We start from the raw sequence: 18,272 nt of genomic DNA, 5'->3' as shown, positions 1-18,272 counted from the left end.
CATTTTTCCGGTTATAGCCAAAAGTAGAAGTATACCCAAGATACTTCAAAATGCTAGGTTTTAGAGGACCTGATTTTATCCTTTCCTAAAGCGGCAGGCTATAGGCCACCATTTGAAGTATCGTCCAAATCTCTTATGAACAGGAAAATTGAAATTTTGGTTCTATTTATTCAACTGATTTTTTGTTAGAATGAAAAATAAACAAAAAACCTCGAATAGCCTATGAATTTTTGTACACTTGGACTTGCTGTCATTGAAACTGAAGCACAAGCTGTCTTTGAATTGTCTCAAAGAATCGATAGCCGGTTTGAAAAAGCATGTGAACTGTTGCTTGCTTGTAAGGGACGGATTGTAGTAACAGGTATGGGCAAGTCAGGTCATATTGGAAACAAAATCGCTGCGACCTTATCCAGTACTGGCAGTCCTTCGTTTTTCATGCATCCAGGTGAAGCAAGCCATGGGGATCTTGGCATGATAACCCGGCAAGACACAGTAATCGCCATTTCTCACTCAGGCAATACCCTGGAGTTAGTTACCTTGCTTCCTTTATTAAAAAGGCTGGAGGTTCCATTGATTGCCCTAACCGGCAATCCAGAATCCACTCTGGCAAAAGCAGCGGATGTGAACCTCGATGTCAGCATCAAACAGGAAGCCTGCCCTCTTGGTCTTGCCCCTACAACCAGTACCACTGTTGCCTTGGTTATGGGCGATGCACTGGCAATTGCCCTCTTACAGGCCAGGGGATTTAGTGAAGAAGATTTTGCATTATCGCATCCCGGAGGCTCTCTTGGGAAACGACTTTTATTGCGTATAGACGAACTCTGCCATCAGGGAGACCAGCTGCCCGTCATTCATGAAAATGCTACCGTGAGCGAAGCTTTAATTGAGGTCACCAATAAAAAATTGGGTATGACCTGCGTTACTGACAGTAAGGGGTACCTTGTTGGAATCTATACCGATGGGGATGTGCGACGCACTTTGACCCGCCAATATGATATTAACACTACTCCAATCAAAGAGGTCATGACGCGTAATGCACGGACAATCTCTCAGGGAATGCTTGCCGCCGAGGCATTGTCGGTTATGCAAAAACACAGTATTACTTCCTTAATCGTTACAGACGACGACAATCGGCCTACTGCTGTTCTCCACCTCCATGATTTATTAAAAGCAGGTGTATTTTAAAATGAATAATTTAATTGAACGTGCCAAAAATATTAAATGTCTAATTTGTGATTTGGATGGCGTTCTTACTGATGGACTGTTGTATATTGATAATCATTTTAATGAATCGAAAACATTCCACATTCGTGATGGTGTTGGCTTAAAATTACTTATGGCCGCTGGAATCGAGGTAGCTGTTATAACAGGCTCCCGCAATGCTGTAGTGGATCATAGAATGCAGCAGTTAGGTATTGTTCATTACTATAAAGATCAATTGGATAAGCAAGAAACATATAAACAATTAAAAACCAAATTAAGCCTTCAGGATGAACAATTTGCATATATTGGCGATGATCTTCCCGATGCGCCTATAATGCAACAAGTTGGTCTTAGCGTCGCCGTTGCCAATGCAGTTCATCAAATTAAAGAAATTGCCATGTGGCAAACCGCTCTGCCTGGAGGTCATGGAGCAGTACGGGAGTTATGCGATCTCATTCTTAGTGCACAAAACAAAATGGATTTGGCTATAGCAGGTTATCTAAAATAATGAATGCAGCAAAACAACTCATGTGGCTTTTTTTTACTTTGGTTATCCTTGCCTGTTCGGGATGGTATTATGGCCATTCGACAGCGATAACCCGCCTTGATCGAGAAACCTTGACCAATTCGGTGGATTCTACGATTTCCAATGTTACAGTCCGGCAGTTCAATCAACAAGGTACAGTTGCGAACGTGCTCACAGCCCCTTTGATGCAGCACATTCCCAAAGGCAATGTCTACTTGTTGCAAAGCCCGCATATCCTGGTAAGCCAGGAAGAACAACCACCGTGGAATATTAGTTCCATTAAAGCGGAATCATTGGAGGGCGGTAAACAAATTACCTTTATAGGTAATGTGATTGTACGTCAGCAACAAGCAAATAAATCAGGGGAAAGTGTTCTCAGAACAGAAAAAGTAACCTATTTTCCAAAAGAAAAGAAAGCAAGTTCTGATGTACTCGTAACCTATGAACAACCCGGTAACATCATCCAATCTACCGGAATGAATGCATACCTTGATGAAAAAAGGGTTGAACTACTCCACAAGGCAAGAGGAAGTTATGTTCCAGCGAATGGTTAAGTGCAGTCTGATTCTTCTTTTAATGGGCATCTCTTCTGTATATGCATTGACAGAGGATAAAGAAAAAGTAATGCATGTCATGGCAGATTCAGCAGATCTGAATCAACAACAACATAAAGGGATTTATACGGGTAACGTTGAACTGGTACAAGGCACGACAAACCTACAAGCGGGTAAAGCCGTGACTATAGGGAACGAAAAAAATCAACTGATTGTAGCAATAGCCAGCGGAACAGCAGGAAAACAGGCTCATTATTGGACTATAACGGATCCCAAGAAACCTCCGGTACATGCCTATGCTGATACAATTCGATATTATCCGCTTCGTCACTTAATTGAATTAATAGGAAATGCACGGGTAGAACAAGGAACTGACTCATTTTCTGCAGCTAAAATAAGTTACGACACCGTGAAACAGCATGTGCTGTCCCAGGGCAGTAAAAATAAAAGAATAACCATTATTTATCACCCAGAAAAGAAATCATCATGAGCATCTTGGAAGCGCGAAACCTAAAAAAATCTTTTAAATCGCGAACCGTGGTTAATGGCATCAGCATTGATATAAAAAAAGGCGAATGCGTAGGTTTGTTAGGTCCTAATGGGGCAGGTAAAACCACGTGCTTTTATATGATCGTTGGTTTGCAATCATGTGATGAAGGTCAAATTTTCCTGTCTGACCAGGATATCACTACCAGTGCCATGCATCAAAGAGCCCGTTTGGGGATCAGTTATCTTCCTCAGGAAGCTTCCGTTTTCCGTAAACTTACTGTTGCAGAAAACATTATGTCCATTTTGGAGCTCAGACCTGATTTAAATGAACAAGCTCGTGAAGAAAAGCTGGATTTGCTGCTTCAGGAATTTCATATCACCCATCTGGAAAAAAGTATGGGTATGGCATTATCTGGAGGAGAACGAAGACGTGTAGAAATTGCCAGAGCCCTGGCTATAGAACCTTCTTTTATACTTCTTGATGAACCGTTCGCCGGAGTCGACCCTATTTCGGTCATTGATATTAAAAAAATCATCAAGCATTTATGTAATAAAGGGATTGGGGTTTTAATCACGGATCATAATGTGAGGGAAACCCTCGACATTTGTGAACGCGCCTATATTGTCAGCCAGGGAAAAATCTTGTGCGAAGGTACCCCGGAGATTATACTGGCCAACCAACAAGTCCGCGCTGTTTATTTAGGTGAAGAGTTTACTCTATAAGCAGATGACTATTCGGAGCTTTTACATGTAAGTCGGGATGGCACCACCATTCCAGCTGGGATACTTTGATTAACTTTTTGATTTGCCATGCTACTCATTATCGACAATTATGACTCATTTACTTACAACCTGGTTCAATATTTTCAATGTCTTAAACAGGAAGTAGTAGTTTATACCCATGATCAAATCAGCATAAACGGCATAAAAGAAATTGCTCCGGATTATTTAGTTATCTCCCCAGGCCCCAAAGCCCCTAAGGATGCCGGAATATCGATGGAAGCGATCCACACATTTTATCGAACTATACCAATATTAGGCATCTGTCTTGGACACCAGAGTATTGCTCAGGCTTTCGGCGGCCAGATTATTCCTGCACCAGAAATTATGCATGGAAGAACCTCAATCATCGAACATAACCAGCAAGGAATTTTTAAAAATATACCCAACCTTTTCAAAGCAACACGCTATCATTCATTGGCAGTAGACGAAGACAGTCTTCCTGGGTGTCTTAAAATTGATGCATGGACAAATAACACCATTATGGCAATTTCACATCGTCAATATCCTGTTTTTGGTCTACAATTCCATCCAGAAGCAATATTAAGTCAATATGGGCTGCAATTATTAGAGAATTTCTTACATTATGAAACCCAATCTTTTGTTTGAACATTTAATCGCCAAAAAAAATCTTAGTCCGGAACAAATGCATACAGTCATAAATTCCTGCATGTCAGGCGAATATAATGACGTGCAAATTGCGACCTTCCTGGCTCTCATGAGGATGAAAGGAGAAACTACAGAAGAACTCATTGCAGCAGCTGAAGTCATGCAGCAATTGGCTCAGCCCATAGATCTTGGCACCAATCTGATTGATATAGTTGGGACAGGCGGAGATGGAAAAAATACATTTAATGTATCTACAGCCTGCAGTTTTGTAGTAGCAGCGGCGGGTTTCCCCGTCGCCAAACATGGCAATCGTTCTGTTTCGAGCCGTAGCGGCAGCGCTGATCTTTTAGAGCAGGCAGGATTTATTTTAAGCCTTTCCGATCAGCAAATTAAAACCTGTATTCAACAATGTGGTTTGGCATTTCTATTTGCCCCCCATTATCATCCGGCCATGCACTATGCCCGAACAGCCCGTCAACAACTGGGTATCAGGACTTTGTTTAATTTACTGGGTCCTTTAATCAACCCAGCGCGCGTCAAGAAACAAGTTGTAGGGGTGTTTTCAACTCATTGGCAAAAACCTTTAGCCGCAGTTCTTGCTCATTTGGGAAGCGAACGCGCTTTGGTGATAAGTTCGCATGACGGTTTGGATGAAATCAGCATTGCAGCACCCACAGAGGTACTTGAGTATCGAGCAGGTATTTTCAATCATTGGGCAATTAAACCGGAAGACTATGGCATCAAATATCATTCCTTAGATGAGGTGATTGTGGATTCACCCCGCCAAAGTTTAGAAATCATCAGAGAAGTATTTTCTGGAAAACCTGGAGCCGCGCGTGATATGGTTTTATTAAATTCCGCGGCCGCAATTTACTGTGCCCAGGAAAATGCTACTTTTGCAGAGGCATTGGAGCAGGCTAAAATCGCCCTAGATAGTGGTAAAGCCTCCGAATGCTTTACGCAACTTGGCAACTTAACTCAAATTTTGAATAAAGAAGTGAATCATGAATAGTGTGTTACAACGTATTGCCCAACGTAAGCAAGAAGAAATTGCGCTTGCCAAGCAAAATAGATCTATAAATTATCTCCAGCAACAACCCGTTATGGAGCGACGGGATTTCGTTGCTGCCTTGACCGTTGATGAATCCCCGGCAATTATTGCAGAAATCAAACGGGCTTCCCCAAGTAAAGGATTAATCAGGGAAGACTTTAATGTATCAGAAATCGCAACAACCTATGCACAGCATGGCGCACGTTGTCTCTCAGTACTTACTGACGTGGATTTTTTTCAGGGTCATCCTGATTATTTAGCCCAGGCAAAAGCTCAGTGTAAACTTCCTATACTGCGTAAAGATTTTATTATTGATCCTTATCAGATCTATGAAAGTCTGGCTCTGGGTGCTGATTGTATTTTATTAATTGTGGCTTTACTTGATGAGGTTCAATTAAAAGATTATTGCCAGTTGGCACATGAACTGCAAATGGCAGTACTTGTAGAAAGCCACAGTAGGGAAGAATTGGAAAAGGCCTTGCGTTTACCTACTCCTTTAATTGGCATTAATAATCGCAGCCTCCATACATTTAAGACTGATATTCAACTGAGCATCCAATTGAAACAATATATTCCCGAAAACAAAATTATCATTACTGAAAGCGGGATAAATACCCGTACGGATGTCGTTATGATGCAATCTCATGGAATTAATACCTTCCTGATTGGTGAAAGTTTAATGAGGGCAAAAGATATAGGAAAAGCCTTGGATCAGCTGATGATTGGGGATTAAGAAAGCTTGAATATCCAGTAGAAATCCCTATTCCAGATCAGGTTCAGAAGGTTGTGAAGGCTCAGGCTCGGGAGACCCAGGAACGTCGGGTTCATAAGGTTGTGGTTCAAATGGATATTCATCTGGTTCCTCTGGGAACTCATTAGGATTTGGTATTTCGCCGCCGTTTTTCAAAATAATCCCTTATCTTTGGTGGTATTATAAGAACATTATAGCAAAAGGAAAAAAAATGAAAGTAGCTGTAATCACCGGAGCTGCAAATGGCATTGGCCTGGCATTAAGCCAAGTCAATTTGCAAGGCGGCTATACCGTAGTTATGGTGGATAAAGATGATATTAAACTCCAGCAAGAAGCAAAAAATTTATTAGCCTTGTACCCGGACAAGGTTCTGCCAATTGCTTGCGATGTAACCCAACCTGCCGAGGTAGCCCAGATGGTGCTAGAGATTGAAAATCAACTGGGACGGGTGGACTGGATTTATAATAATGCAGGTATTATTGGTCAATTGGCACCTTTTTGGGAGTTAGATCTGCACCAGGTACAAAAAGTTATGGATGTTAATCTGTATGGGATGATTCATATCATCCAAGCATTTACCCCCATTTTATTCCGCCAAACGTTTTCTTCACACATTATCAACATAGCAAGTTTGTATGCATTGTGTACCGGATCACAAACCGCATCCTATTCTATGTCAAAACATGCAGTCCTTGCCTTGTCCGAGTCATTGCATTTTGATTTGGTACGTATGAAAAAACCAGTGGATGTGTCTGTAGTTTTTCCCTCGTTTACAGATACAGCCCTCTTATCACATACAACCAATGCAAATTCTTCTTTTCAGGACGCTTTAAAAGGACTTTTGTCCCATTCACGTTCTGCTATTGAAATCGCGGAACATATAGTCCATGAAGCAGGACAAAAAAAGTTCTATATTTTTCCAGATAAAGAAGTTAAAGGCTATTGTGACGAACGAACCAAGGCAATAATTCATCAAGAAAATCCACATGTAACCAATATTGAAAAATTAATGTGTGCACTCATTAAACGGCAGGAATCAAGGAATTAAATTTACCTCATTGAAGAGGCGCAACCGAATTTAGGCAAATCCTGGGTTAGCTTACATCTAACCCAGGGCTACATGACTCACTTATGCTTCGAGCATATCCAGTAACTCTCGTCGGAACTTGTGATAATCCACTTCCACAGCATGGCGAGTATGCGATTTAAATCGATAGTGAGGCTTATTCATTTCCTGAAGTGTTTTTTCATGTAAATGATCAGGCCGTTTCAACGTGCCCATAATGATGCGTGCAACTATTTTTGACTGATAATCTGCAAGCGGCCAAATACACCCTTGAGGCTGACACAAACCTATGAAATACAAATTATCAAAATCTGGATGCATCATTTTACGATAAAGCGGTATTTTGGTTGAGTTACTAAAATCAGCAATTTCTTTATCAATGAACGGAAAGCTAATTTTATAACCCGTGGCAAAAATTACTGTATCAAACTCTTCGTAAGCACCATCAGTAAAATAAACTCTGTTCCCTTCAAAATGGGTAATACCCGGACGAGGAAATATTTCCCCATGCCTAATGAAATAAAGTAATTCTGAATTAATGGTGGGATGGATTTCTAAAGGACCACAATCCGGCTTCATCAGTTTATATTTGGCATATCGCCCCTGGAGAATGCGGATAAAAAAACTCAACACTTTCTGCCTCAACCAGGAAGGCATCCATCTGATTTTGGCCACTGCATCATCAGTTGGTTTACCAAAAACGAATTTGGGGAAAATATTATAACCTCGACGCATGCTAATGCAGGTTTTGGGAGAATTGCGTGCTATCTCGACCGCTATATCACAAGCAGAATTTCCACCGCCTACAACTAAAACACGTTGATCCTTAAAAGCAGAAGCTTTTTTGTATTGATGTGAATGAATTAGTTGCCCAGAAAATTTACCGGGGTATTCGGGCATGTAGGGGTCCCAGTGATGTCCATTCGCCACCAGCAAATAATCAAAATACTTCTCATGAGTACCTTCATTATTTTCAAAAATAACTTTCCATTGCCGGTGTTTGGTATGCTCTACTTTTATAACAGTGCTGTTAAAGCGAATGTATTGGGTCAAATTAAAATGCTGCGCATAGCTTTTAAAATAGTCTAAAACCAAAGTATGCGATGGATAATCGGGATAGTGAGCTGGCATAGGAAAATCTTCAAACTCTGACCAGCGTTTCGAGCTGATAATATGGGTGGTTTCATAAACACTGGAGTGCTCATCATTTTCGTCATATACCCAGTTTCCACCGATTTGAGCATTTTTTTCAAATACGGTGATATTGGTTACTCCCTGTTCTTGCAAATTTTTAATTGCAGCGAGCCCACTGGGGCCTGCTCCAATAACGCAGACCCGGGGACAATCTTTTTTATCCATTTGCTCTATTTGCATTACTTAACACCTTTTTTACTTCTTCCATTATCATAGCTTGTACAACCGGATCTTTATCGATTGTGAAATGGTTCACTTGAACGCCTTTTAACGCACCCACATTAATATTGTCAATACGAGTTTGTTCAGGATTTACTGCTCGGAGCTTTAAGCCGCTGAACATGGGCACAAATCCAGGTTTGTAAAAATTCATTGCATGTTTCACATTAGGAGGCACGATCGTTTGTGATACTGCATCAACAGTAACTAATAAATCCACAGGAATGCCTGCTTTTTCCAAATTGCGCGCTACTTTGATTTGTTCGTTAGCACCCAAAGAATGTCCCACAAGAATAATAGGCCTATGCATCTGATGCTTGCGATAATAAGATACAATGGAACGTGTCACATCACCCGCGTTGTACCACATGTTACTTGGGGCCGGAACATTAAATTCCTCAACTACAGAACCGCTCAAAGTTCTCATTCCTGTGCTGAAAAGACCAAGGCCACCCAGCATGGTATGCACTTCCCCATGATAGGTTTGTGACGTGCTTACTTTCACACTTTTTTCTGATTTCGCTTTATTATGAGAGGCAGGTTCATGGATCAAAGATTGGGCAGTTTTGGGGATTGGCCTTTTCTCAGAGGCCCTGCCTCCTGATAAGTCAACACAACCAGCCAAACTCATTGCCAGGAGCAAAAACAAAAATGAGTTAAAAAAACCTGATTTTCTAATTTGGACGAAGTTCATTTTATTTTTATTTCTTATTTTTAAGAAGAAAGATCATAGCTTATTCTAGGAAGGTTTGCCAAGATGGCTCATGCAGGAAGTTGGGTTTATGGCTGTTAGCCGATGATAAATTTTGGTAATCTGCATGTTTGACAGGCAACTCCTTTAGTATTAAAGACCATGGCATATTGCTCCCTCTTGTAAGATACACAGCAATCAGAGGCGCATAGGCGATCAACCTATGCAAATACCCCGGGGTAGGCCCACATTTAGAGTAATTTTTAAATTTAGAGGATAATCTTCAACATATGATGGAAAAACCAAACATCCTTACTGTCACTCAACTTAACCGGCAAGTTAAAAGCTATCTCGAAAATGAACTGGGAATTGTATACGTTGAAGGGGAGCTCTCTAATTTGAGTAAACCCACATCGGGTCATTTTTATTTCACTTTAAAAGACCACAGCGCCCAAATCCGTTGTGTGTATTTTAAAAATCGTCACCTCAGTACACTGACGAATAAACTGGGAGATGGACAGCATATCGTTGCTAAAGGACGGTTAAGCCTGTATGAAGCGCGAGGTGATTATCAGCTGATAGTGGAAGAAATTACCGAAGCTGGCCTTGGTGCGCTTTATCAGCGTTTTGAGGAATTGAAAAACAAGCTTGCAGCAGAAGGTTTATTTGATACAACCAGGAAAAGACCGATTCCTGTCATGCCACGTGTCGTTGGAGTAATTACTTCAACTACAGGGGCAGCAATTCGCGATATCTTATCTACCCTGGCCCGACGTTTTCCATTAGCAAAAGTATTGATTTATCCCAGTGAAGTCCAGGGGGCTGGAGCAGCCCAACAACTGATCAAAGCCTTGCAACATGCCAATAAGGAAAAAAGGTGTGAGGTTCTGCTTCTTGCTCGCGGAGGAGGAAGTATTGAGGATCTTTGGGCCTTCAATGATGAACAATTGGCACGCCATATTGCAAAAAGCACAATTCCTGTGGTGTCTGGCGTAGGCCATGAAACAGATTTTACAATTGCTGACTTTGTTGCAGATTACAGAGCGGAAACCCCTACCGCAGCCGCAACAGCAGTCACGCCAGATTGTAATGATTTATTTAAGTTACTGAATCACTCCATTTCACGCATGCATGATGCAATGCAGCGATTTTTACAAAAATACCAGGTCAGGTTGCACCATCTAACCGATAAAATATCCTCACCGCAGAAAGCGATTGCCAGTTATTGGCAGACAGCCGATTATTTGGAGCGACAACTAATCGCCCAAATGGTCGCTATTATGAAGCAAAGAACACATCAACTGCATCTGTGCATGAATCGTTTGCATGCTCAAAATCCCAAAACCCAAATCCGGCAAACTCGGATATTACTCGAAAAAATCACCTTACAATTAATCCAGCTCATGCAAAATAAAATGAACCAACTTAAATATCAATTAAGAACCCAATTATCCACCTTGCATGCGGTCAGTCCCTTGGCTACACTGGATAGAGGATATGCCATTGCCAAGAAAGAAAATAAAGTATTATTCTCAAGCCAACAAGTGGCTCTTGGCGACTCCATTGAGGTAGTGTTGGCAAAAGGAAATTTAACCTGTGAAATCACTCACATAAACGAGTAGCGCATGCTTGAAGAATTAAGCAACAGTGTGGACTTCATTATAAACCAGACTAATAATAACATTCCTACATTGGAAATTATTTTGCTTATCCCCTGGCTTTTCTTTTTTGTAAGTCTGGTTTTTAAAGGGATTTTATTACTGGGAATTATCCCAAGACATGTGCGGGGATTGCCCGGTATTCTATTTGCGCCGCTTCTGCATGCAAATTTTAACCATATTTTCTTTAATTCGATCCCTTTGGTAGTTTTAAGTAATTTTATTTTAATTAATGGGCTTACCTATTATATCGTTGTTACGGTACTGATTACTGTTTTAAGCGGTATTGCTGTGTGGCTCTTTGCCAAACCTGGTTTACACATTGGCGCTAGTGGTCTGATCACCGGTTATTGGGGCTTTTTAGTGAGTAATATTTATCAAACCGCAACATTAACCACCATAATTTTGGGAGTTATCAGTATCTACTATTTTGCCGGTATTTTTTTTGGAATTTTTCCCAAAGAAAAAGGGATATCCTGGGAATCTCATTTGTTTGGTCTGCTAGCTGGTTTAGGCGTCAGTTATTTATTGGGACTTTATCCTGATTTCCTGCAGATGCTGCAAGTCCCCCCAAGTCCTCCAGTTAATTATTATTAGCCAATATCTTGTTTTGGAAAGCCCTAAGAGCTACGGAAAAATAAGGCAAGTTGCCTAATACAGTAGAAATTGAAATAGCCCCTATGCTATTCTAATCAGATAAAAAAGAAAAATAACTCGAGAAATCAAGATGCAATCACTTAAAACTTTTTTTTACGCAAGTATCTTAAGTATTCTGATCTCACCCGCGTTTGCCCAATCCCAATATATATCTGGTTGCTGCAGTAACATGGGCGGAGTTAGTTATTGTGACTCATCAGCAGGACGACTTGTATGTAAAAATGGTTTTTACTCCACTTGCTATTGCACACCGCACGCGGTCATGGATTTACAATTGTTTCGAGGCTGTTGTTTATGGAAAGGTGGCGTTGTTGATACCTACAATATGACTGGGCTCGTTGTATGTAATGATGGTTCTGTATCTGAGGAATGTTCCTTACGCCCCGAAGAGAAAATTGCAGCCTGGTAACTTTCTGAATATACTTCGCGACTTTATCTCTATTTCGCGAAGTATAACATTTCAGGAACATCCATGCTCGAGCAAATACAATCCACTATCTCTCTGTTAAAGAAACAAAAACCCCTGATACTTTGCCTTACTAATTATGTCACCATGGATTTTATGGCAAATAGCCTCTTGGCCCTGGGTGCTGCCCCTCTCATGTCGGAATCTCGAGATGAAATCGAAGAATTAACCCAACTGAGTCAGGCGGTCTATATCAATATTGGTACTTTAAATGATGTCTTTATGGATAAAGCCCAACTCGCTGCTCAATTTGCACATTCTATAGGTAAGCCCCTAATTCTTGATCCTGTTGGTGCAGGTGCAAGTAAACTCCGTACTGCTGCAGCAATGAAATTACTCCCTTATGCTCAAGCCATCAGAGGCAATGCCAGTGAAATTATTTCCTTATCAGGAGCAAATGGGGGTACAAAGGGAGTAGAAAGCACAGACCCGGTAATGACCGCAATCAAAAGTGCAGCCTTGGTGGCGCAGTCGCAAAAAACAGTTGTAATCAGTGGACCTGAAGATTTTATAACCAATGGAGTGGAGCAAAAATTACTGCCGTTCGGCTCGAGTTATATGCCTTTAATTACCGGAATGGGTTGTACAATGACTGCGGTAATTAGCGCATTTATTGCCTGTCATAGCCATCATTTTCAAGCAGCGCTTGAGGCAACAGCGTATTTTGGTTTATGCGGGCAATTAGCCCATGAGCAAGCCAAAGGACCCGCTTCCTTCAAACAGGTATTTGTAGATAATTTATACAATCCAGACTGGACTTCCATGTCGCAAATAATTGAGAGAGTATCATAGATGCAATATAAAGCTTTATCTATAGCAGGATTTGATGGCTCCGGTGGTGCAGGAATTCAAGCTGATCTAAAGACTTTTTCAGCTTTGGGAGCTTACGGAATGACTGTTCTTACCGCTTTGCCAATACAAAACACCTGCGGTGTGAAACACTGCTACACTATTCCACTGCAAGCCATAGAGGATCAACTCAATGCCATTTTTGAAGATATAAAGCCCGACAGTATAAAAATCGGTATGCTTTTTAATAGCGAAATCATTGAAACAATCGCCTCATTCCTCGAAAAAAATGCTCGCGATATTCCAATTATTATCGATCCCGTAACTGTTGCAAAAAGTGGGGATCCTCTATTACTACCCGAAGCAATAAACTCATTGGTAACCCAATTGATGCCGCTTGCTACCCTAATCACACCCAATCTTCCAGAGGCCGCTACATTTTGCGGGATGAATGCAACAAATGAAGCAGAAATGCTGGAGGTGGGAAAAAAATTACTGGAGTTTGGTTCCAAATATGTTTTGCTTAAAGGCGGACATATGGTATCTCATGAGGCAAATGATTTGTTAATCGGGACAGATGGGGATACCCACTGGTTTACAGGCCCCAGAGTTCACTCAAGGAATACGCATGGTACTGGATGTACCCTTTCCGCAGCAATAACTGCTTGTTTGGCACAGAAAATGGATTTACATACCTCCTGTCGCATTGCAAAAAATTATTTACATCAAGCGATACATGCTGCAAAAGATGAAAGTGTTGGTCTGGGTAATGGCCCAGTCAATCACTTTTATCATTTTTGGCCAGTGCAGTTAGAAGATATCTAGAACACTGTGGAGAATAAACACCGACTGAAATTCATTCATGATTTGCTCAGGAGGTGTTCATCCTGGTGCTTAAAATCAATTAGGATGGTTAAGAATTCGCGTTCATTTCATAGTTATTATTTATCAGTTTTTTATGCGCTACAGGTCTTCCATTTTTTTCAAGTAATTCCCCGATACACAAAGCACTGAAAAGAGTTAATAAATAACCTATTGTGGAATAGCAAAATACAGTGTCTGAGAATGATATAATGCTAAATGAAACCAGCATCCCCAGGAGAAATGGTTTCATTTCATTAAGTTGGAACGCGGTGATAAACAAGGCTCCTAAAAAAGCAATAAAAAGTATTATCCCGATTACTCCTTGCTCTGCAAGGAGTAGCCAATATTGGCTATGAGGATCATTCAGCTTAGTTCCCCAGGTAGGAACCGGTTGATCTTTAGAAAAACTATACTGGAAGCTTCCTGTCCCCAGGCCTGTAACAGGATTTTTTTCAAATAAAGATTGAGCATACTGGTGAAACTGTAGTCTGAATCCCAATGAAGTATCGGCTTGATTTTGTTGTAACAGTTTAATATCGTTTATCATCATTTGCGTATTCATTTGCATCACAGGGCTCAGAATATAAGTCAATCCAAGTGCAGCCAGAAACGTGGTAATCCCTATTAATGCTTTCCGGGGAGGATATTTTTGAATGATCAATAACAACATCAATATTCCATAGGCAACGTAACCTGACCTTCCAGTATTAACAAAAAACGTTTGATAACTTCCTAATACCACCATAAATATATAAACAAATCGCAATGTTCTGCTTATGTTTTTCCGAGACATTAGAATTCCCGCGAAATAAACCCCCAGAGCAATCATAAATCCAGTAACAATGTGATTGTAAAAAACTTCGCCAGGATCAGAAGTATTAATTGCTAAAAAACTTTTCGCTTTCAGAATAGAAAGAAAACAGGTAACAAGCATGGCAACAATATAACTGTTTAATACCCAAAACCGGGTTCGTGGTTTAATGAAACCTACAGCAAGAATAGGCAACAAAATTAACTTGCTGTATTTATCAATAACACTATATTGCATTGAAAAAGGGGCTTGTGACCAGAAACAGGAAACAAAAATATCGAGAAACAAAATGAGAGCAGCCCGTGCCCAAAAAGTATTAAAAGCAACAGGTAAATACTCGCGATAAAATGGTGCAGTAAGCAACGACAAGATGGTTAATACCATTAAAATGGATTTGATAGTAGAGCTTATAGGAATAAAAAAAATTAATAAAACAAGAAAAACGGGCACTAATAAATTAATTTCTTCTTTAAAAAAAATCCGTTTCAAATTAATTCCTCTGTACTTTTTGTCAAGGATGGTAATTGGTCCATGTTACTGTCTTGATACAATTGCTTGATGCCACGATAGAAGGTTCCCTGGGCATTAAACACTGCAAACAAGAAGCCTATTCTTCCATCTAAAAATCCACGTTGCAAGATATAGCATCGAAAAAACATCCATGAGGTACTTGCCATAGTCTTAATAAAACTGGGTTTTCTTTTTTTGAGGATATAGGTTTTTGCACTATAGGATGAGTATTTGTTCATTTTATAAAGAACGTGACTTACATCTTTAAACGAATGATGCATGATAGAATTTTTAATTTTACCTATACGAATCCCTTCCGGAAGCACAATTTTTTCATGCACAATATCATCGCTAAAATAGGCATTTGCACGCTTGAAAAGACGGATGTGACGCGTAGGACTGGAAGAATATCTCAGGGGTTTATTGTAGAAATACATTTGAATTGCAACTCGAAAAGCATCCGCTGAATCAGATGCCATAGCGTCAATAATCTCGCGTTGTAATTGTTCACTAACCGATTCATCCGCATCGAGATTCAACACCCAGTCGCCGTGAGCTTTGGATAAGGCTCTTTGTTTTTGCGCTCCATACCCGGGCCAGTCCGTAATGAAAACATGTTCGGTATATTCTTTAGCAATGCTCACTGTATTATCGGTGCTTCCTGAATCCAGAACAATTACTTCATCAGCAAATTGAACGGATTCAAGGCACCTTCTAATATTTTTTTCTTCATTTTTGGTTATTATTATTACAGACAACGTCATTTAAAAAACGCCCTCTCTATGATCATGACTATCAAAATGCAATTTCCCATCTTTAACTTTTAAGGTTACATGACCGCCATGTACTAACTTACCGAATAAAAGTTCATCAGCGAGTGGTTTTTTGACATTTTCTTGAATCAGCCTTGCCATTGGACGAGCGCCCATGACTTTGTCGTAGCCATGCTCAATAAGCCATTCACGAGCCATCTTATCAACATTAAAAGTGACTCCTTTATGACTCAACTGCTCATCCAGTTCCATAATGAATTTATCCACTACCAAACCGATCGTCACTGAATCTAATGGAGCAAAGTTAATGATTGCATCGAGCCTGTTTCTAAACTCAGGGCTAAATTGTTTTTTAATTACTTCAAGACCATCATTGCTGTTGTCTTGTTGGGAGAAACCTATTGAATTGCGTACCAACTCTCCGGCACCGGCATTAGAAGTCATGACCAGAATGATGTGTCTAAAGTCTGCCTGACGGCCGTTAGTATCGGTTAAAGTCCCATGATCCATAATTTGCAACAGCAAATTAAATACATCGGGATGTGCTTTTTCTATCTCATCAAGCAACAGCACGGCATGAGGATTTTTAGTCACGGCTTCGGTCAACAACCCTCCTTGATCATAACCAACATATCCTGGAGGCGCTCCGATTAGACGTGAAACAGTATGTTTCTCCATGTATTCCGACATATCAAAACGCAGTAGTTCTATGCCTAAAACATTAGCCAATTGGCGGGTTACTTCTGTTTTTCCAACGCCTGTTGGTCCAGCAAACAGGAAACATCCCACTGGTTTTTGCGGATCTCTAAGGCCAGAGCGACCCAGCTTGATTGCAGAGGCTAATGCAGTAATTGCCTGGTCTTGTCCATAGACTAAAAGTTTCAGATCACGTTCCAGATTACGTAAGGTATCTTTGTCACGAGCAGAAACTTTCTTGATAGGTATGCGGGCAATTTTTGCCACAACGCTTTCAATTTCAGTGACACTGATTATTTTTTTACGTTTGCTGGCAGTTAATAAATTTTGATATGCACCTGCTTCATCCACAACATCAATTGCTTTATCAGGCAAGAATCGATCATTAATGTATTTTGCAGACAACTCAGCAGCAGCTTTTAGTGCAGGTATGGTAAATTTCACGCCATGATGCTCTTCCAACCGACCTTTTAAACCTTTCAGGATTTCAAACGTTTCATCAACTGTTGGCTCTGGAATGTCTATCTTTTGGAATCGTCTTGCTAATGCACGGTCTTTTTCAAATATTCCTCGATACTCTTGATAAGTTGTAGAGCCGATACATTTTAACTCACCGTTTGCAAGCAAGGGTTTAATCAGATTTGATGCATCCATAACACCACCTGATGCTGCACCAGCACCTATGATAGTATGAATTTCATCAATAAAGAGAACGGCCCCTTCTTGTTGCCCGAGTTGCTTTAACACTGCTTTTAAGCGTTTTTCAAAATCACCTCGGTATTTGGTACCTGCAAGCAACGCACCCAAATCGAGTGAATAAACGATACAATCGCGGATTGCATCGGGTATTTCCCCATCCACAATGCGTCGGGCAAGTCCCTCAGCAATTGCTGTTTTACCAACCCCTGCTTCGCCAACCAGTAATGGATTATTTTTTCTGCGACGGCACAATACTTGAATAGTACGTTGTATCTCTTCATGACGTCCGATTAGAGGATCAATTTTTCCTTGTTTCGCCCGTCTGTTTAGGTTTGTACAATAACTTTCCAAAGGTGATTCATTGCCTTCAGATGAACTCATTTCATCTTCCATAGAGTTCATGTTTTCATGCATGTCATTATTTTGATACTTGGAAACACCATGCGAAATATAATTGATTACATCTAGACGAGTGATATTTTCACGACGTAGAAAATACACTGCCTGGCTTTCTTGTTCACTAAAAATAGCTGCCAGGACATTAGCACCTGTCACCTCAGTCTTTCCTGCGGATTGAACATGAAAGACGGCGCGTTGTAAGACGCGTTGAAAACCCAAAGTTGGTTGAGTTTCTCTATCTAATTCATCCTCAGGTATTCTAGGAGTAGTTTCATCAATAAATTCAATTAAGTCGCGACGTAATGCTTCAATATTGGCATCACATGCTTGAAGTACACTCCCAGCCGCTGGGTTATCAAGTAATGACAACAACAAATGCTCAACGGTCATAAATTCATGACGTTTCTCTTTGGCTTCCTTGAAAGCTAAATTCAAGGTGAATTCAAGTTCTTTATTTAACATTGTCGTTGCTCCTCTTCAGCCCACAGCAGATTCACTCGGGTTCCATGCTGGATAGCAATGGGTGCTGATTCATTCTGGCGTATTCGTTTACCAGAGCTACTTTGGTTTCTGCTATATCTCGCGTAAATACCCCACATACGCCTTTTCCTTGAATATGAACCTGTAACATCACCTGTATAGCAAGTTCTTCATTAAGATGAAAAAAATGCTTCAGTACATCAACTACAAAATCCATAGGTGTATAATCATCATTGAGCAGTACCACCTTGTATTTTCTCGGCAGTTTGTTTTCCGTGCTTTGCTCTGGCTCAGCAACCTTACGCCTTACAATTTCCTCTAGGTTTTGCCCACTCAT

General features: G+C 40.5%; 21 protein-coding genes. 14 read left to right on the top strand and 7 right to left on the bottom strand.

The features are described 5' to 3' along the window. The first annotated feature begins 222 nt into the window (after nucleotides 1-222). The 8 genes from KYQ_RS02540 to trpC all read left to right on the top strand — a co-directional run bounded on the left by KYQ_RS02540 (nucleotide 223) and on the right by trpC (nucleotide 5,945). On the top strand, nucleotides 223-1,185 hold the full coding sequence (locus KYQ_RS02540) for a KpsF/GutQ family sugar-phosphate isomerase (RefSeq protein WP_010654120.1): 963 nt from the start codon (nucleotides 223-225) through the stop codon (nucleotides 1,183-1,185). A gap of 1 nt (nucleotide 1,186) precedes the next feature. After that, entirely contained in the window at nucleotides 1,187-1,711 is a 525-nt protein-coding gene (kdsC, locus tag KYQ_RS02535; protein ID WP_010654121.1) for a 3-deoxy-manno-octulosonate-8-phosphatase KdsC, read from the top strand. Then, complete coding sequence (gene lptC / locus KYQ_RS02530) at nucleotides 1,711-2,283, top strand: LPS export ABC transporter periplasmic protein LptC (protein WP_010654122.1); 573 nt, start codon at nucleotides 1,711-1,713, stop codon at nucleotides 2,281-2,283. The genes kdsC and lptC overlap by 1 nt, the downstream gene beginning before the upstream one ends. Beyond that, nucleotides 2,264-2,773, top strand: a complete 510-nt coding sequence (gene lptA, locus KYQ_RS02525; protein WP_019349608.1) for a lipopolysaccharide transport periplasmic protein LptA — start codon at nucleotides 2,264-2,266, stop codon at nucleotides 2,771-2,773. Before lptC ends, lptA begins: the two co-directional genes overlap by 20 nt. Continuing rightward, nucleotides 2,770-3,495, top strand: a complete 726-nt coding sequence (gene lptB / locus KYQ_RS02520; protein WP_019349607.1) for an LPS export ABC transporter ATP-binding protein — start codon at nucleotides 2,770-2,772, stop codon at nucleotides 3,493-3,495. The genes lptA and lptB overlap by 4 nt, the downstream gene beginning before the upstream one ends. Nucleotides 3,496-3,582: 87 nt before the next feature. Then, nucleotides 3,583-4,161 (top strand): anthranilate synthase component II, encoded by a 579-nt coding sequence (locus KYQ_RS02510; protein ID WP_010654125.1) that lies wholly within the window; start codon nucleotides 3,583-3,585, stop codon nucleotides 4,159-4,161. Continuing rightward, entirely contained in the window at nucleotides 4,139-5,173 is a 1,035-nt protein-coding gene (gene trpD / locus KYQ_RS02505) for an anthranilate phosphoribosyltransferase (RefSeq protein WP_019349606.1), read from the top strand. The genes KYQ_RS02510 and trpD overlap by 23 nt, the downstream gene beginning before the upstream one ends. Further along, nucleotides 5,166-5,945: an indole-3-glycerol phosphate synthase TrpC gene (gene trpC, locus KYQ_RS02500; RefSeq protein WP_010654127.1), complete on the top strand. Its 780-nt coding sequence runs from the start codon at nucleotides 5,166-5,168 to the stop codon at nucleotides 5,943-5,945. Before trpD ends, trpC begins: the two co-directional genes overlap by 8 nt. Nucleotides 5,946-5,972: 27 nt before the next feature. On the opposite strand, the gene KYQ_RS19275 is transcribed toward trpC, so the two are convergent. Beyond that, a complete protein-coding gene (locus tag KYQ_RS19275; RefSeq protein ID WP_019349605.1) occupies nucleotides 5,973-6,119 on the bottom strand; it encodes a hypothetical protein in 147 nt (48 codons plus the stop codon). 55 nt (nucleotides 6,120-6,174) lie between these two features. Between KYQ_RS19275 and KYQ_RS02490 the strand changes: the two genes are divergently transcribed. Beyond that, nucleotides 6,175-7,011: an SDR family NAD(P)-dependent oxidoreductase gene (locus KYQ_RS02490; protein WP_010654128.1), complete on the top strand. Its 837-nt coding sequence runs from the start codon at nucleotides 6,175-6,177 to the stop codon at nucleotides 7,009-7,011. 81 nt (nucleotides 7,012-7,092) lie between these two features. On the opposite strand, the gene KYQ_RS02485 is transcribed toward KYQ_RS02490, so the two are convergent. After that, on the bottom strand, nucleotides 7,093-8,403 hold the full coding sequence (locus tag KYQ_RS02485; RefSeq protein ID WP_010654129.1) for a flavin-containing monooxygenase: 1,311 nt from the start codon (nucleotides 8,401-8,403) through the stop codon (nucleotides 7,093-7,095). Continuing rightward, nucleotides 8,381-9,136, bottom strand: coding sequence for a thioesterase domain-containing protein (locus tag KYQ_RS02480; protein ID WP_010654130.1), 756 nt, complete (start codon nucleotides 9,134-9,136; stop codon nucleotides 8,381-8,383). The genes KYQ_RS02485 and KYQ_RS02480 overlap by 23 nt, the downstream gene beginning before the upstream one ends. Nucleotides 9,137-9,423: 287 nt before the next feature. Between KYQ_RS02480 and xseA the strand changes: the two genes are divergently transcribed. The 5 genes from xseA to thiD all read left to right on the top strand — a co-directional run bounded on the left by xseA (nucleotide 9,424) and on the right by thiD (nucleotide 13,528). Beyond that, the gene (gene xseA, locus KYQ_RS02475; protein WP_010654131.1) at nucleotides 9,424-10,755 is read left to right on the top strand and encodes an exodeoxyribonuclease VII large subunit; all 1,332 of its coding nucleotides are present in this window, start codon (nucleotides 9,424-9,426) and stop codon (nucleotides 10,753-10,755) included. A gap of 3 nt (nucleotides 10,756-10,758) precedes the next feature. Beyond that, nucleotides 10,759-11,388 (top strand): rhomboid family intramembrane serine protease, encoded by a 630-nt coding sequence (locus tag KYQ_RS02470; protein WP_010654132.1) that lies wholly within the window; start codon nucleotides 10,759-10,761, stop codon nucleotides 11,386-11,388. A gap of 130 nt (nucleotides 11,389-11,518) precedes the next feature. Continuing rightward, nucleotides 11,519-11,857, top strand: a complete 339-nt coding sequence (locus tag KYQ_RS02465) for a hypothetical protein (RefSeq protein WP_010654133.1) — start codon at nucleotides 11,519-11,521, stop codon at nucleotides 11,855-11,857. A 63-nt stretch (nucleotides 11,858-11,920) separates the two neighbouring features. Then, the gene (gene thiM / locus KYQ_RS02460) at nucleotides 11,921-12,706 is read left to right on the top strand and encodes a hydroxyethylthiazole kinase (RefSeq protein ID WP_010654134.1); all 786 of its coding nucleotides are present in this window, start codon (nucleotides 11,921-11,923) and stop codon (nucleotides 12,704-12,706) included. Beyond that, nucleotides 12,707-13,528, top strand: a complete 822-nt coding sequence (gene thiD / locus KYQ_RS02455) for a bifunctional hydroxymethylpyrimidine kinase/phosphomethylpyrimidine kinase (protein ID WP_010654135.1) — start codon at nucleotides 12,707-12,709, stop codon at nucleotides 13,526-13,528. It abuts the gene before it with no gap. Between the two features lie 88 nt (nucleotides 13,529-13,616). Here thiD and KYQ_RS02450 read toward each other — a convergent pair whose 3' ends face one another. The 4 genes from KYQ_RS02450 to clpS are packed head-to-tail and all read right to left on the bottom strand — an operon-like array spanning nucleotide 13,617 to nucleotide 18,272. Then, nucleotides 13,617-14,867, bottom strand: coding sequence for an O-antigen ligase family protein (locus KYQ_RS02450; protein WP_010654136.1), 1,251 nt, complete (start codon nucleotides 14,865-14,867; stop codon nucleotides 13,617-13,619). Beyond that, nucleotides 14,864-15,652 (bottom strand): glycosyltransferase family 2 protein, encoded by a 789-nt coding sequence (locus tag KYQ_RS02445; RefSeq protein WP_019349604.1) that lies wholly within the window; start codon nucleotides 15,650-15,652, stop codon nucleotides 14,864-14,866. The genes KYQ_RS02450 and KYQ_RS02445 overlap by 4 nt, the downstream gene beginning before the upstream one ends. Continuing rightward, complete coding sequence (gene clpA, locus KYQ_RS02440) at nucleotides 15,653-17,917, bottom strand: ATP-dependent Clp protease ATP-binding subunit ClpA (protein ID WP_010654138.1); 2,265 nt, start codon at nucleotides 17,915-17,917, stop codon at nucleotides 15,653-15,655. 31 nt (nucleotides 17,918-17,948) lie between these two features. Then, nucleotides 17,949-18,272, bottom strand: a complete 324-nt coding sequence (gene clpS / locus KYQ_RS02435) for an ATP-dependent Clp protease adapter ClpS (protein ID WP_010654139.1) — start codon at nucleotides 18,270-18,272, stop codon at nucleotides 17,949-17,951.

Source organism: Fluoribacter dumoffii NY 23, assembly GCF_000236165.1.
GTDB lineage: Bacteria > Pseudomonadota > Gammaproteobacteria > Legionellales > Legionellaceae > Legionella > Legionella dumoffii.
This window is presented reverse-complemented; position numbering and strand designations above follow the sequence as displayed.